The organism is Nocardia sp. NPDC019219 (assembly GCF_040632645.1).
GTDB classification, from domain to species: domain Bacteria; phylum Actinomycetota; class Actinomycetes; order Mycobacteriales; family Mycobacteriaceae; genus Nocardia; species Nocardia sputorum.
Map to the genome: position 1 here is coordinate 9491 of NZ_JBEYCG010000019.1, position 16413 is coordinate 25903.

Below are 16413 nucleotides of genomic sequence, written 5' to 3' on the forward strand. Positions count from 1 at the left end.
CCCATGGTCGAAGCAGCGAGTGACATCGCTATCGTCGGAATGTCGTGCCGGATGCCGGGCGCCTCCGACCTGGAGAAGTTCTGGCGATTGCTGCGCGAGGGCCGCGATGCCGTCGGGCCCGCGCCCGCCGACCGGCCCGGTGTCGAGGAGACCGCGGGATTCCTCGACTCGGCTACGGAATACGACGCCGGATTCTTCGGTGTCCCGCCGAACGAGGCGAACGTTCTCGACCCGCATCAGCTGCTCGGGCTCGAACTCAGCTGGGAGGCGTGGGAGGACGCCGGTCTCGGTCCCGGGACGGGCTCGCGGGCGGGCGTGTTCCTGGGTTGCACCGGCACCGATTTCGCCGAAATCGTGGCGACCCAGGGCATACCCGGCATCGGCAGGCACTCGCTGTGGGCCGTCGGGCGAGGAGTCACCGCCAACCGGATCTCGAACTACTACGGGTTCACCGGGCCGAGCATGGTCGTCGACAGCGGACAGTCCTCCTCCTTGGTCGCGGTGCACCTGGCCTGCGCGGCGATCCGCGACGGCGAGTGCGACGTGGCCGTGGCGGGCGGGCTGAATCTCATCCTGTCCCCGTTGAGCGGCGAACGATACGAACAGTTCGGCGCGCATTCGGCGACGGGGCGATGCCACACCTTCGACGACCGGGCCGACGGTACGGTCCGCGGCGAGGGCGGCGGCATGATCGTGCTCGAGCCGGTGGAGCGAGCGATCGCCGCGGGACACCGGATCTACGCCGTGATCCGTGGCAGCGCCGTCAACAACGGCAACGAACGGCAGGTGCTGAGCGCCCCCAGCGCCGCTGCCCAGGCCGCCGTCATCCGGGCCGCCCTGACGGCGGCCGGGGTCGACGGGCCCTCGGTGCAGTATGTGGAGCTGCACGGCACGGGTACGCCGGCGGGCGACCCGGTGGAGGCGGCGGCGCTCGGTGAAATCTACGGCGCGGGGCGTCCGGCGGGTCAGCCGCTGGCCGTGGGTTCGGTCAAGACCAATATCGGGCATCTCGAAGGCGCCGCGGGAATCGCGGGGTTGATCAAGACCGCACTGTGCCTGCGGCACGGGCAGCTGGCGCCCAGCTTGAACTTCCGCAACCCCAATCCCCGGATCCCGCTGGACGAGCTGGGGCTGCGGGTGCAGACCAGCACGCAGCCGTGGACGAGCGACGCGCGTCGCCGGGCCGGTGTGTCCTCGTTCGGGATGGGCGGAACCAACGCGCACGTGATCCTCGAGGAGGCGCCCGCGGCGGCGGCCGCGGCGGCGACCGCCGAGCCCCGGCCCGCGGTGTGGGTGCTGTCGGCTCGGAGCCGAGAAGCATTGCGGGAGCAGGCCGTTCGTCTGTGCGAGTGGCTGGCGGAGAACCCGGAAGCCGGTACCGCCGACGTGGCGTACTCGCTCGCCCACACCCGGACGCCGCTGGAGTGGCGGGCAGCCGTGGTGGGGTCCGGCGCCGAGCGGATGAGTGCCGGGCTCGCCGCCCTGGCCGAGCGGGCGCCCGATCCGGGCGTCGGCGATCCCGCGGTGGTGTCCGGCCGTGCCGCGTCGCGCCGGGTGGTGTTCGTGTTCCCGGGTCAGGGCAGCCAGTGGGTGGGCATGGGCGCCGGACTGCTGGCGTCCGACGAGGTCTTCGCGGCGTCGATCGCGGAATGCGAGGCGGCGCTCGCGCCGTTCGTGGACTGGTCGCTGACCGAGGTGCTGCGCGGGACGCCGGGAGCGGCCTCGCTGGATCGCGTCGACGTGGTGCAGCCCGTCCTGTTCGCGATGCTGGTATCGCTGGCACGGCGGTGGCAGGCCGCCGGTGTGCGACCGTCCGCCGTGGTGGGGCATTCGCAGGGCGAGATCGCGGCGGCGGTGGTGGCCGGTGGCTTGTCGCTGGAAGACGGGGCGCGCGTGGTGGCCTTGCGTTCGCGCGCGGTGGCGGAACTGCTGGCGGGCTCGGGCGGCATGGCGTCGGTCGGTCTGCCGGGCGAGGCGGTCGCGGACCGGCTGGCGGCCTTCGGCGGCCGGTTGTCGGTGGCGGCGGTGAACGCTCCCGGCCAGACCGTGGTGTCCGGTGCGGCCGACGCGATCGAGCAGTTCCTCGCCGATTGCACGGCCGAAGGGGTCTGGGCGAAACGTATCCCGGTGGACTACGCGTCGCATTCGGCGGCGGTGGAACGCATTCGCGACCGGGTGCTTGCCGACCTGGCCTCGATCCAGCCCAAAACCGGTGCTGTTCCGTTCTTCTCGACGGTGACGGCCGAGTTCGTGGACACCGCCGGACTGGACGCGGCGTACTGGTATCGCGGGTTGCGCGAGCAGGTGCGCTTCGCCGAGTCGATCGAGGCGTTGCTGCGTGCGGAGTTGACCGCGTTCGTGGAGACGAGCCCGCATCCGGTGGTCGCCTCGGCGATCGAACTGGTGGCCGAGGCGCTGGGCGCGGCCGACCGGGTGGCGGTGTGCGGCACATTGCGTCGTGGCCACGGGGGACCCGACGAGTTCGCCGTGGCGTCGGCCCGGGCCTACTGCGCGGGTATCGACGCGGTGGTGGCGGAATTGGCTCCCCCCGCTGCGCGGGTCGACCTTCCGGTCTACGCGTTCCAGCGCAGCCGGTGCTGGACACCGCAGGTCGGCGCGGGCGCCGCGGATCTGCGCCGCGCCGGGCTGCTCGCGCCGGACCATCCGGTACTGAGCGCGGCGGTGCCGGTGGCCGAGCGCGACGAATGGCTGTTCACCGGGCTCCTGGCCCCGGACGACCAGCGCTGGCTGGCGGATCACCTCGTCTTCGGGGCTCCCGCCGTGCCCGCGGCGGTGTGGCTCGAGACCGCGTGGAGCGTGGGCGCTCGGGTGGGCGCTCCGGAGATCGAGGACCTCCGGATCGAGGCGCCGCTCCCGGCGAACCTGCCGTGGGCGATCCAGGTGCGCGTCGCGGCGGCCGACGAGAGCGGGCGGCGGACGTTCACCGTCCACGCCCGGCCCGCCACCGCCGACGCCGCTGCGGACTGGTCTCGGTGCGCGCAGGGCGTGCTGGCCGTCGACCGCGACGAGACCTCCGCCCGGCCGGGCATCGAATGGCCGCCCGCCGGGGCCGAGCGCGTGGCCGCCGAAGAACTGTACGACCGGCTGGCCGGCCGTGGGCTCGGCTACGGCGTGGCGTTCCAGGGAGTCACGGCGTCCTGGCGGCGCGGTCGCGAGGTGTTCGCCGAGGTGTCGCTGGATGAGTCGGTGGGCGATCCGGGCCGGTTCGGCGTCCATCCCGCGCTGCTCGACGCCATGACGCACGCCGCGACGGATCTGCTCGCCGACGACGCAGCCCCTCGGACGCCGATGCCACTGTCCGCCAGGGGCGCTCGGCTGTATCGCGCCGGGGCCGCCGCGGCCCGGGTGCGGGTCGAACTGATCGGTGCGGACACCCTGCGAGTGACGGCCGTGTCCGAGGACGGCGACCCGGTGCTCACGGTCAGCTCGCTGGGAATGCGTATGGTCGAGCGGGTGGCGGAGTCCACGGCGTCCGCGCCCGCTCCGGTGCGCAGGAGGCGTGCCGCCGTGGAAGGCCCGCTGGCGCCGCGGCTGTTCGCCGTGCCGGAGCCGGAACGAGACGCGCTGGTGTGGCGGGTCGTCGCCGAGCAGACCGCCGCGATACTCGGCTACGAGTCGCCCGAGGCCGTTCCCGCCGACCTGCCCTTCACGGCCTTCGGATTCGACTCGCTGAGCGGCGTCCAGTTGCGCGACCGGCTGGCCGCCGCCACCGGGCTGACGCTGCCCGCGACGCTGATGTTCGACCACCCGACGCCCACCGCGGTGGCGCGGCTGGTGCGCGCGCGCCTCGAAGGCGTGGACCCCGCCGCGCCGCGCGCGGTGCGCCGCGGCCGATCCGACGAGCCGATCGCCATCGTCGGGATCGGCTGCCGCTTCCCCGGCGGTGTCGGATCGGCCGAGGACCTGTGGCGTCTCGTCGCTTCCGGAACCGACGCGATCACGCCGTTCCCCGAGGACCGTGGCTGGGACCTGGAGCGGCTGTTCCACCCCGATCCGGACCAGCCGGGCACGGTCTACATCCGGGAAGGCGGCTTCCTCCCCGACGCCGCGGAATTCGACGCCGGGTTCTTCGGGATCGGGCCGCGCGAGGCGGCGGCGATGGATCCGCAGCAGCGGCTGATGCTGGAGGTCGCCTGGGAAGCCCTGGAGGACGCGGGCCTCGATCCCGCCGCGCTCCGCGGTACGGACACCGGCGTGTACGTCGGCGCCTGCGCCTCGGGCTACGCGGAGGGCGTGACCGGGGAGTACGAAGGCTTCCGGCTGACCGGGACCTCGCACAGCGTGATCTCCGGCCGCGTGGCCTACCTCTTCGGCCTGGAAGGCCCCGCCGTCACGGTCGACACCGCGTGCTCCTCGTCCCTGGTCGCGCTGCATCTGGCGTGTCAGGCGCTGCGCCAGGGGGAGACCTCCCTCGCGCTGGCCGGTGGCGTGAGCATCTCGGCGAGTCCGGCGCTGTTCGTCGACTTCGCGCGCCAGCGGGGGTTGGCGGCGGACGCGCGGTGCAAGCCGTTCTCCGCCGCGGCCGACGGCGTGACCTGGTCGGAGGGGGTCGGCGTGCTGGTCGTCGAGCGCCTCGCCGACGCCCGTCGCCTCGGGCACCGGGTCCTGGCGGTCGTGCGCGGCAGCGCGATCAACCAGGACGGCGCGAGCAATGGCCTGACCGCGCCGAACGGTCCGTCGCAGGAGCGGGTGATCGCGGCGGCGCTGGCCGACGCGGGACTGACGCCCACCGAGGTGGACGCGGTGGAGGCGCACGGAACCGGCACCGCGCTGGGCGATCCGATCGAGGCGCAGGCGCTCATCGCGGCCTACGGCGCCGAGCGGGCGCGACCGCTGCGCATCGGATCGGTGAAATCGAATATCGGTCATGCCGTCGCGGCCGCGGGTGTCGGTGGTGTCATCAAGATGGTGCAGGCGTTACGGCACGAAACACTGCCGAAGACTGTGCATCTCGATGCGCCGAGCCCGCATGTGGACTGGTCGGCGGGTTCCGTGCGGCTGCTGAGCGAGGCGGAGCCCTGGCCGGCCGGCGACCGGGTGCGTCGTGCCGGGGTGTCGTCGTTCGGGATGAGCGGGACCAACGCGCACCTCATCCTGGAGGAGGCGCCGCCGTCGATGCTTCCGGCCGCAACCACGGGTGCCGCGGACGATTCCGGTGATCGGAGCGTCCGGACGTGGACCGTGTCGGCGCGCACCCAGGAAGCGCTGCGCGCGCAGGCCGTTCGGCTCACCGAATGGTTGACGGCGCGAGACGACCTGCACGCCGACGATGTGGCACACACCCTACTGCGGCACCGCGCGCAGCTGGAATTCCGCGCCGCGATCGTCGGGCGCGACCTCGACGATCTGCGCTCCGGGCTCGCTGGTCTGGCCGGATCCGCGAGCGCCGACGACGCCGTGGTCACGGGCCGGGCCGCGGCACGCAGGGTGGCGTTCGTATTCCCAGGTCAAGGCAGTCAGTGGCCCGCGATGGGCGCCGAACTGCTCGCCACACACGAGGTTTTCGCGGCGTCGATCGCGGAATGCGAGGCGGCGCTGGCGCCGTTCGTGGACTGGTCGCTGACCGCGGTGCTGCGCGGAGAACCGGGCGCGGCGTCCTTGGACCGGGTGGACGTGGTGCAGCCCGCGCTCTTCGCGGTGCTGGTGTCGCTGGCGCGAGTGTGGCGGGCGAGCGGGGTGGAGCCCGCCGCGGTCGTGGGACATTCGCAGGGTGAGATCGCGGCGGCCGTGGTCGCGGGCGGTCTTTCGCTCGCCGACGGTGCGCGCGTGGTCGCCGTGCGGTCCCGGATCGTGGCCGAAGAACTGGCGGGAGCCGGTGGCATGGCGTCGGTCGGTCTGGCGGTGGACGCGGTCACGAACCGGTTGACCGGGTTCGGGAACCGTTTGTCCGTGGCGGCGGTGAACGGTCCGGCGCAAACCGTGGTCTCGGGGGAGACCTCGGCCATGGACGAATTCCTCGCGGCCTGCGCGGCCGACGGCGTGTGGGCGAAACGGATTCCGGTGGACTACGCGTCGCATTCGGCCGCGGTGGAGGCCATCCGCGATCGGGTACTGGCGGAGCTGGCCGCGGTCGCGCCGCGATCCGGTTCGGTGCCGTTCTTCTCGACGGTGACCGCGCACTATGTCGATACCGCGCTGCTGGACGCCGCCTACTGGTATCGCGGCCTGCGTGAGCCCGTCCGGTTCGCCGAGTCGGTCGACGCGCTGCGGCGAGCGGGTGTGAACGCTTTCATCGAGGTCAGCCCGCACCCGGTCCTCACGGTCGGGATCGAGTTGACGGCGGACGCCGTGGGCGCGTCCGGCCGGGTGGCCGTCCTGGGCACCTTGAAACGCGATCAGGGTGGGCCGCAGCAGCTGTCGCTCGCGCTGGCGCGCGCCCACTGCGCTGGTGTCGACGTCGCGGCGCGGGCATTGGCTCCCGTCGCCACCCGGGTGGACCTGCCGAGGTACGCGTTCGAGCACCGGCGGCACTGGCTGATACCGGGCCGTGCGCCGGATATCCGGCACTCGGGCCTGGACGAGGCGGCGCATCCCATGCTTGCGGCGATGGTGCGTCTGCCGGACGGCGACGAGGCGGTGTTCACCGGCAGGCTGTCGCGTTCGGCGTATCCGTGGCTGTCCGATCACGCGGTCGCGGGCGTGGCCGTGCTGCCCGGAACCGCCTTCGTGGAACTCGTCCTTCATGTCGGCGCGGTGGTCGAGTGCACGCTGCTGTCCGAACTGGTGCTCGAGGCGCCCTTGGTGGTGCCGTCGACAGGAGCCGTCGAACTACGGGTGGTAGCCGGTGCCCCGGACGAGAAGGGCTCACGTTCCGTGTCGGTGTATTCGCGGTCGGACGGGGCGTCTCGCGCCGAGCGCGGTCCGGTCGATCAGAGCGCGGGCGCACCGCAGTGGGTCCGCCACGTCACCGCCACCATCACCGCCGAAGCGGACGCCGTGGCCCCGGCCGTGGCCGTCGCGCCACCGGCCGGTGTGCCCGCCGTGGATATCGCCGGTGCCTACGCGGATCTGGCCGAACGCGGTTACGACTACGGGCCGGTGTTCCAAGGGTTGACCGCGCTGTGGCGTGGTGACGGCGAAGTCTTCGCCGAAGTGACCCTGCCCGAGCCCGGCCGCGCCGGGGTCGCCGGATTCGGGGTGCACCCTGCTCTGCTGGACGCGGCACTGCATCCGATCCTGCTGGGCGGACTCATATCCGACGTGCCGGAAGGGACGGTCGCGGTCCCGTTCTCCTGGGAGAACGTCAAGTTGTCCGCGACCGGAGCGACCACGCTGCGGGTCCACGCGACCGTATCCGGCGCCGCCGCCGCAGCCAGGCGGATCGCGGTCACGCTCACCGATGCATCGGGTCTGCCGGTGGCCGAGGTGGGCGCGTTGACCATGCGTCCGATTCCGGTCCAGGCACTCGGACGGTCCCGGCCGCCCGGCGAGGGGCTCGGCTATCGCGTGGAGTGGGTCGCCTTGCCCGAGATGGACGCGATCGCGGACACCGGAGTCTGGAGCGAAGGCGAGGACGGCGACACCGTGCGTCTCGCGGGCCGGGCGGCGACGGTGATCCGGCTCGACGAGGACGCCGACCGCGCTGTGCCGGAATCGGCGCGGGATGTGGTGACCGCGCTGACCACCCGGATTCAGCGACTGCTGGATGGGGAAGACACCATCGTCGTGGTCACCCGCCGGGCCGTGGCGGCGCATCCCGGCGAGCCGGTCGATCTGTCCGCGGGAGCGGCGTGGGGGTTGCTGCGCAGCGTTCAGCGCGAGCATCCGGACCGGATCCTCCTCGTCGACGTCGACGACTGGGCAGGTTACCGGCACGACGTCGCCCTCGCGATCACCACGACCTCCGAACCGCAGTTCGCCGTCCGCCGTGGCGTTGCGCATGTTCCGCGCCTGCACCGAGCCGCAGGAGATGTCGGTAACGCGAGTGTGGCGACGCGGGCACCGGCGTGGGCGCTGACCCACCACGGCAAGGGCACCTTGTCCGGCGACAACCTGACGTTGGTCGAGACGCCGGAGGCGTTGCGGGCACTCGGCCCCGGCGAGATCCGGGTGGCGGTGCGGGCGGTCGGTCTCAACTTCCGCGACGCCCTCATCGCCTTGGGGATGTACCCCGACTCCGACGCTGTGTTGGGTGTGGAGGGTGCGGGTGTGGTCGTGGAGGTGGGTTCGGAAGTGACGGAACTCGCGCCTGGTGATCGTGTTTTCGGGTTTTTGACGGGTGTGGGGTCGTTGGTGGTGGTTGATTCGCGGTTGGTGGTGGGGATGCCTGCGGGGTGGTCGTTCGCGGAGGCGGCGGCGGTGCCTGCGGTGTTCGCGACGGCGTTTTTCGGGTTGGTGGATGTGGCGGGGGTGCGTGCTGGGGAGAGGGTGTTGGTGCATGCGGCGACGGGTGGTGTGGGGTTGGCGGCGGTGCAGGTGGGGCGTTGGTTGGGTGCGCGGTTGTTGGTGACGGCGAGCCGGTCGAAGTGGGGTGTGTTGCGGGGTTTGGGTTTTGGTGATGAGGAAATCGGTGATTCGCGGTCGTTGGAGTTCGAGGGGAAGTTCGGTGCGCTGACCGGTGGTGTGGATGTGGTGCTGGATTCGTTGGCGGGTGAGTTCGTTGACGCGTCGTTGCGGTTGCTGGGGCCTGGCGGGCGGTTCGTCGAGATGGGGTTGCTGGATCGGCGTGACCCCGAGCGAGTAGCCGCCGAACACCCCGGCGTGCGGTACGAGAGTTTCGTCCTGCTGGATGTGGCGCCGGAACGGCTGCGGGAGATCCTGACCACGGTCGTGGAGCTGTTCGAGGCCGGAACCCTGACGCCGTCCCCGCTCACCGCATGGGATCTGCGGCAGGCGCCGGAGGCGTTGCGGCTGATGAGTCAGGGTCGGCATATCGGCAAGAACGTGCTCACCGTGCCGAGGCCGTTGCGGCCGGAGGGCACGGTGTTGATCACCGGTGGTACCGGTGGTTTGGGTGCGTTGGCGGCGCGGCACCTGGTCTCGGAGTACGGGGTGCGCAGGTTGGTGCTGGCCAGCAGACGCGGCCCGGACACACCCGGTGCGACCGAACTGCGTGACGAACTCGTGGCCTCGGATGCGCACGTGGACGTGGTCGCCTGTGACGCGGCGGACCGGGACGCCCTCGCGGCGACGCTCGCGGCCATCCCCTCCGAGCATCCCCTGACCGGCGTCGTCCACGCCGCGGGCGTGCTGGCGGATGGCCTGTTCACCGACCTGACGGCGGAGCGGATCGTGGAGGTGTTGCGGCCGAAGGTGGACGCGGCGTGGAATCTGCATTCGGCGACGCGGGACATGGATCTGTCGATGTTCGTGTTGTATTCGTCGATCGCGGGTGTGATCGGCAATGCGGGGCAGGCGAATTACGCGGCGGCGAACGTCTTCCTCGACGCCTTGGCCCAGCACCGGCATGTGCAAGGTCTGCCCGCGACCTCGATCGCCTGGGGACTGTGGGGTCGCAGCACCGGCATGACGGGTGCGCTCGGTGACGCCGACATCGCCCGGTTGCGGCGGGAGGGTTTCCCGCCGCTGGGCGAGGAAGAGGGGATGGCCCTGTTCGACGGCGCACTCGCGAGCGGCGCGTCCGGGTTCGTGGCCGTCCGCGTCGACCGCGACGCCTTGGCCGAAACGAAACCTCGCGCACTGACCCGCGATCTGGCGCGTCCGTCCCGCCGCCGCGTCGCCGATGACGTGGCGCAACGCCCGGAATTGGCCGCGCGGCTGGCGGGTCGCTCGGCTGCCGAGCAGGACCGCGTCGTGCTCGAACTCATCCGCGCCCAAGCCGCGGCGGTATTGGGGCACACCGGCGCGGAGTCGATCCCGGCGGACACACCGTTCCGCGAGATCGGATTCGACTCACTCGGTGTCATGGAATTCCGCAACAGGCTGTCCGAAGTCACCGGTCTCCAGTTGCCGTCGACACTGGTCTTCGACCACCCGACCGCCGCCGCGATGGCGAAGCTGGTGCGCTCCCTGGCGATGCCCGGCGACGCGCCCGAACCCGCCGAGCAGGCGCCGCGCAGCCGCCCGGTCGACGAACCGATCGCCATCGTGGGCATGAGCTGCCGCTTCCCCGGCGGAGTCACCTCACCGGAGAGCCTCTGGGAATTGCTGGCCGCGGGCACGGACGCCAGCGGCGATTTCCCCGCCGACCGCGGCTGGGATCTCGCGCGACTGTTCGACGCGGATCCCGACAAACCGGGTACCTCCTACACCCGGCGCGGCGGCTTCCTCCCCGACGCGGGCGATTTCGATGCCGCATTCTTCGGCATCGGTCCCCGGGAGGCGTCCGCCATGGATCCCCAGCAGCGCCTGCTGCTGGAAGCGACCTGGGAAGCACTGGAGGACGCCGGGATCGACCCGGCCGCGTTGCGCGGCAGCGATACCGGCGTGTTCGCCGGAGCGTGCTCGTCCGGCTACGGCGACCGGATCACCGGAGACCTGGAGGGCTACCGTCTCACCGGCACCACGCACAGCGTGATCTCCGGCCGGGTCGCCTACGTCTTCGGTTTCGAGGGTCCCGCCGTCACCGTGGACACCGCGTGCTCGTCGTCGCTGGTCGCCCTGCATCAGGCCACCCGCGCGCTGCGCGACGGAGAGACCTCGCTGGCACTGGCGAGCGGTGTGACGGTCGCGGCGGAGCCGTATCTCTACGTCGACTTCGCCCGTCAGCGCGGCCTGGCGCCCGACGGACGCTGCAAATCGTTCGCCGCCGCCGCCGACGGCGTCGGTTTCGCCGAGGGCGTCGGGGTGCTCGTGCTCGAACGGCTGTCCGACGCCCAGCGCCTCGGGCACCCTGTTCTCGCTCTCGTGCGCGGTAGCGCGGTCAACCAGGACGGCGCGAGCAATGGCTTGACCGCGCCGAACGGTCCGTCCCAGGAGCGGGTGATCGCGGCGGCGCTGGCCGACGCGGGGCTCACACCCGCGGACGTGGACGCGGTGGAGGCGCACGGCACCGGTACGACGCTGGGCGATCCGATCGAGGCCACGGCCCTGATCAATGCCTACGGGCGCGACCGCGCCGGTCGCCCGCTGTTCATCGGGTCGGTCAAATCCAATCTCGGCCACACCATCGCCGCCGCGGGTGTCGGTGGCGTGATCAAGATGGTGCAGGCGCTGCGGCACGAAACCCTGCCGAAGACACTGCACGCGGACGAGCCGAGCCCGCACGTGGACTGGTCGGCGGGCGACGTGCGGTTGCTGACCGAGCCGGAGCCCTGGCCCGCCGGTGACCGGGTGAGTCGCGCCGGCGTCTCGTCGTTCGGTGTCAGCGGCACCAACGCCCACGCCATCCTGGAGGAGGCGCCCGCGCCGGCGCCGGTCGTGCCCGCGCCCGGGCCGCGCCTCGAGACGGTCGTGCCCTGGCTGGTGTCGGCCGGCTCCGAGTCAGGTCTGCGGGCGCAGGCCGAGCGGCTACGGCAGTGGTCGATCCACCATCCCGACGCCGCCCCTTGGGATACCGCCCATGCGCTGATCACCTCCCGCGCACAGCTGCCGTGGCGTGGCGTCGTCGTCGGACATGACCGGGACGAATTGCTCTCGGGGCTGGCGGAATTGGCCGCCGGTGCCCCGGGCGCGATCGCGGCGAAGGCGAACACGACCGGCCGCACCGCGTTCCTGTTCACCGGTCAGGGCGCGCAGCGCGCCGGGATGGGCGCCGGTCTGTACGCGGCGTTCGGTGTGTTCGCCACGGCCTTCGACGAACTGTGCGCCCACATCGACCCGCTGCTCGGCCGGTCGCTGCGGGAGCTGGTCTTCGACCCGGACGGCGGCGGGCTGCTGGATCGGACCGAGTTCACCCAGCCCGCGTTGTTCGCGTTCGAGGTGGCGCTGTTCCGGCTGCTGGAATCGTTCGGCGTCGTTCCGGATGTGCTCATCGGACATTCGATCGGCGAACTGACCGCCGCCTACCTCGCCGGAGTGTGGTCGCTGCCGGATGCGTGCGCGCTGGTGGTGGCGCGCGGGCGGTTGATGGGCGCACTGCCCGGCGACGGCGCGATGCTGGCCGCGGCGATGCCCGAGGACCGGGCGGTCGACGTGCTCGGCGAGTTCGCGGACCGGGTTTCGATCGCCGCGGTGAACGGGCCGGAGTCGGTGGTGTTCTCCGGCGCGGCCCCCGCGATCGACGCGATCGCCGGTCGGCTGGCCACGGCGAATGTGCGGACCTCGCGGCTGCGGGTGAGCCATGCGTTCCATTCGGCGGCGATGGATCCGATGCTCGGCGAATTCCGCGGCGTGGCAGAAGGTTTGACCTACCACCGGCCGTCCGTCCCGATCGTGTCGAATGTGTCGGGCGCTCTGGTCGACGCCGAAGTGACCGACCCGGACTACTGGGTGGCCCAGGTACGCGGGTGTGTCCGGTTCGCGCCCGGTATCGCGACCCTGATCGACGACGGCGTCCGGCGATTCCTGGAGGTCGGCCCGGATGCCGTGCTGGCGGCGATGGTCCGGCAGTGTCTGGCCGAAATGCCCGCGGCCGAAGGGGAGTCGATCGTGGTCGCGGCCGCTCGGCGCTCGACCGACGAGCCGGATCGGTTCGTGACCGCGCTGGCGCAGTCCGCCGCCGGAGGTGTGCCGGTGGACTGGACGCCGTTGTTCGCGGGCCGTGCGAGCGCGCGGGTAGCGTTGCCCACGTACGCGTTCGAGCGTCGGCGGTACTGGTTGCCGTCGGTCCGGGTGGCGGACGTCGCGCACTCGGGTCTGGACGACGCGGGTCATCCATTGCTGGGCGCCCTGGTGCGGTTGCCGGATTCGCCGGATGTGGTGTTCACCGGGCGATTGTCCACAGCGGATCATCCGTGGCTGGCCGATCACGCGGTCGGCGGGGCGGTCGTGTTCCCGGGCGCCGCTTTCGTCGAACTCGTCCTGCACGCCGGTACGGTTCTGGCCTGTCCAGCGGTGTCGGAGCTGGTGATCGAAGCGCCCCTGCCGGTGCCCGCGACGGGTGCGGTCGAGCTGCGGGTGGTCGCCGGCGGGACGGAGGAATCCGGTGCACGGGCGGTCACGGTGTATTCGCGGTCGCGTGACCGCCAGGAGCCCGATGCCGACGCTCCATGGGTGCGTCACGTGACTGCGACGGTGACCGCGCGGGCGGATGGCCCGTCGGCCCCGACGGCGGCGAGCTGGCCGCCGGCCGGTGCGACCGCACGGGAACTGACGAGCGCCTACGCGGATCTGGAGGAACTCGGCTACGAGTACGGCCCGGCCTTCCGGGGGCTGACCGCGCTGTGGCGCGGCGACGGCGAAGTCTTCGCCGAGGTCGTCCTGCCCGAGTCCGCTCGCGCCCAGGCCGGCGGGTACGGCCTGCATCCGGCGCTGCTGGACGCGGCGCTGCACTCCGTCCTGGTCGGGGGGCTGGCGCCCGAGCCGGTGGCCGGTGCGGTGACTGTGCCGTTCTCCTGGGAAGACATCGGAGTGCATGCGGCCGGAGCCACCACGGTGCGGGTCCATGCCGCCGTGTCCGGCGCGGCGGCGGGAGAAACCCGGATCGCGGTGACCCTCACCGACACTTCGGGACGGCCGGTGGCCGAGATCGGGGCGTTGAGCCTGCGCAGTCTCGCGACCGGCGCGTTCGCCTCGGCGCGGCACCGCACGGTCGGCTACGGACTCGACTGGACGGCGCTGCCCGCAGTCGAAGCGAGCGCCACCGGGATCTGGGACGTCGCCGGTGACCTCGAAACCGTGCACGTCGCGGGCCGGGACGTGACGGTGGCCCGGGTCGAAACCGCCGTCGACGGGGTGGCGGTGCCCGTGACCGTGCGCGCGGTGGTGACCGCGACGGCTACGCGCGTGCGGGAGTTGCTGGAACGGGACGGCCGTGTTGTCGTGGTGACCCGGCGGGCGGTGGCGATCCACACCGGAGAGCCCGTGGATCCGGCGGCGGCCGCGGCGTGGGGGTTGTTGCGCACCGCCCAGAGCGAACACCCGGACCGGCTCGTCCTCGTCGACGTCGACGAGTGGGATCACCTGCGGCGCAGCGTCGTATCGGCGCTGACGCTGGAGGTCGAACCGCAACTCGCCGTCCGCGGCGGCGTCCCGCACGCACCGCGACTGCACCGTGCCGGGCACACGGGCCTGCGCGGCGCGGAGCTACTGCGCGCCGCCGGGTCCGCCGACCACCGCGAATGGGGACTGGCGCCGATCGGGAAAGGCACGCTCAGCGCGGACAACTTCGAGCTGCGTGAACTTCCGGCCGCCTGGGCGCCACTGGCTCCGGGGCAGGTGCGGGTGCGCACGATGGCGGTCGGCCTGAACTTCCGGGACGTGCTCGTCGCGCTCGGCACCTACCCCGACCCGGACGCCGTGCTGGGCGTCGAGGGTGCGGGTGTGGTGGTCGAGGTGGGTTCGGAAGTGACCGAACTCGCGCCCGGTGATCGTGTTTTCGGGTTCTTGACGGGTGTGGGGTCGTTGGTGGTGGTTGATTCCCGGTCGGTGGTGCCGATTCCCGCGGGGTGGTCGTTCGCGGAGGCGGCGGCGGTGCCTGCGGTGTTCGCGACGGCGTTCTACGGGTTGGTCGATGTGGCCGGGGTACGTGCCGGGGAGACGGTGTTGGTGCATGCGGCGACGGGTGGTGTGGGGTTGGCGGCGGTGCAGGTGGGGCGTTGGTTGGGTGCGCGGTTGTTGGTGACGGCGAGCCGGTCGAAGTGGGGTGTGTTGCGGGGTTTGGGTTTTGGTGATGAGGAAATCGGTGATTCGCGGTCGTTGGAGTTCGAGGGGAAGTTCGGTGCGCTGACCGGTGGTGTGGATGTGGTGCTGGATTCGTTGGCGGGGGAGTTCGTTGACGCGTCGTTGCGGCTGCTGGGGCCTGGTGGCCGGTTCGTCGAGATGGGGATGCTGGATCGGCGCGACCCCGCCCAGGTAGCCGCCGCATACCCCGGGGTCACCTACAGCGGTTTCATGCTCATGGACGTGGACCCCGACCGGCTCCACGAAATCTTGACCCGCATAGTCGACCTCTTCGAGGCGGGTGTGCTCACCGCGTCTCCACTGACCGCCTGGGACATGCGGGATCTCCCTGAGGCGTTGCGCTTCATGAGTCAGGCTCGGCATATCGGCAAGAACGTGCTCACCGTGCCGAGGCCGTTGCGGCCGGAGGGCACGGTGTTGATCACCGGTGGTACCGGTGGTTTGGGTGCGTTGGCGGCGCGGCACCTGGTCTCCGAGTACGGGGTGCGCAGGCTGGTGCTGGCCAGCAGACGCGGCCCGGACACACCCGGTGCCGCGGAGTTGCGCGACGAGTTCGTCGCCCTCGGCGCCCACGTGGACGTGGTCGCTTGTGATGCGGCGGACAGGGAGTCGCTGGACGCGGTACTGGCGGCGATCCCGCCGGAGCATCCGTTGACCGGCGTCGTGCACGCCGCCGGGGTGCTGGCCGACGCGCTCCTGGAGAACCTGACGGCGGAGCGGATCGCGGAGGTGTTGCGGCCGAAGGTGGACGCGGCGTGGAATCTGCATTCGGCGACGCGGGACATGGATCTGTCGATGTTCGTGTTGTATTCGTCGATCGCGGGTGTGATCGGCAATGCCGGACAGGCGAATTACGCGGCGGCGAATATGTTCCTCGACGCCCTGGCGCAGCACCGGCACGTGCACGGCCTACCAGCGACCTCGATCGCCTGGGGCCCGTGGCAGGCGGACACCGGCATGACGCGAGCGCTCGGCGACGCCGACTTCGCCCGGTTGCGGCGGGAGGGTTTCCCGCCGCTGGGCGAGGAAGAGGGGATGGCTCTGTTCGACGCCGCACTGGCCGACGGTAGAGCGGCGTTCGTCGCGGCCCGGGTCGTGCTCACGGAGATCGCCGATCACGACCCGCGTCCGATCATGCGCGACCTGCTGGGACCCACCCCGCGCCGAGCCGAGACCAGGGGGAGCGCATCGCCGGAACCGGTGCACCGCCTGGCGGGCCTGCCGACCGCCGAGCAGGATCGCGTCGTCCTCGATCTGGTTCGCGGCGAGGCCGCGGCCGTGCTCGGAAGCGACATCGAGTCGATCCCCGCCGACAAACCTTTCACCGATATCGGATTCGACTCACTCGGTGTCATGGAATTCCGCAACCGGTTGAAATCGGCCGCCGGCGTCCCGGTGCCCGCGACAGCGATGTTCGACTACCCGACTCCGCGGGAACTGGCCGGCTACCTGCGTCAGGAGATCGCTCCGATCGAGGACCCCGCGAAACGGATCGCCGCCGACGTCGAAGCGCTGGGCCGCAGCGTCGCCTCCGCCGATCTGTCGGCCGCCGACCGGTCGTCGCTGGCGACCACCTTGTCCGCCCTGCTGCGTGAGCTCGAAGGCAGGGACGCCGGTGCCGTCGATCCGGGCGGCGACGCCGACCACCTCGACACCGCGGACGATCACGAACTCTTCGAGTTCATCGACAACCTCAGCTGAACGCGCACG

Annotated in this window: 1 protein-coding gene; it reads left to right on the forward strand. The window is 71.7% G+C overall.

What is annotated here, in order from left to right; genetic code table 11:
- Positions 1-3 precede the first annotated feature (3 nt).
- Positions 4-16404, forward strand: coding sequence for an SDR family NAD(P)-dependent oxidoreductase (locus ABZ552_RS28410; protein WP_357440952.1), 16401 nt, complete (start codon positions 4-6; stop codon positions 16402-16404).
- Positions 16405-16413: the final 9 nt, after the last annotated feature.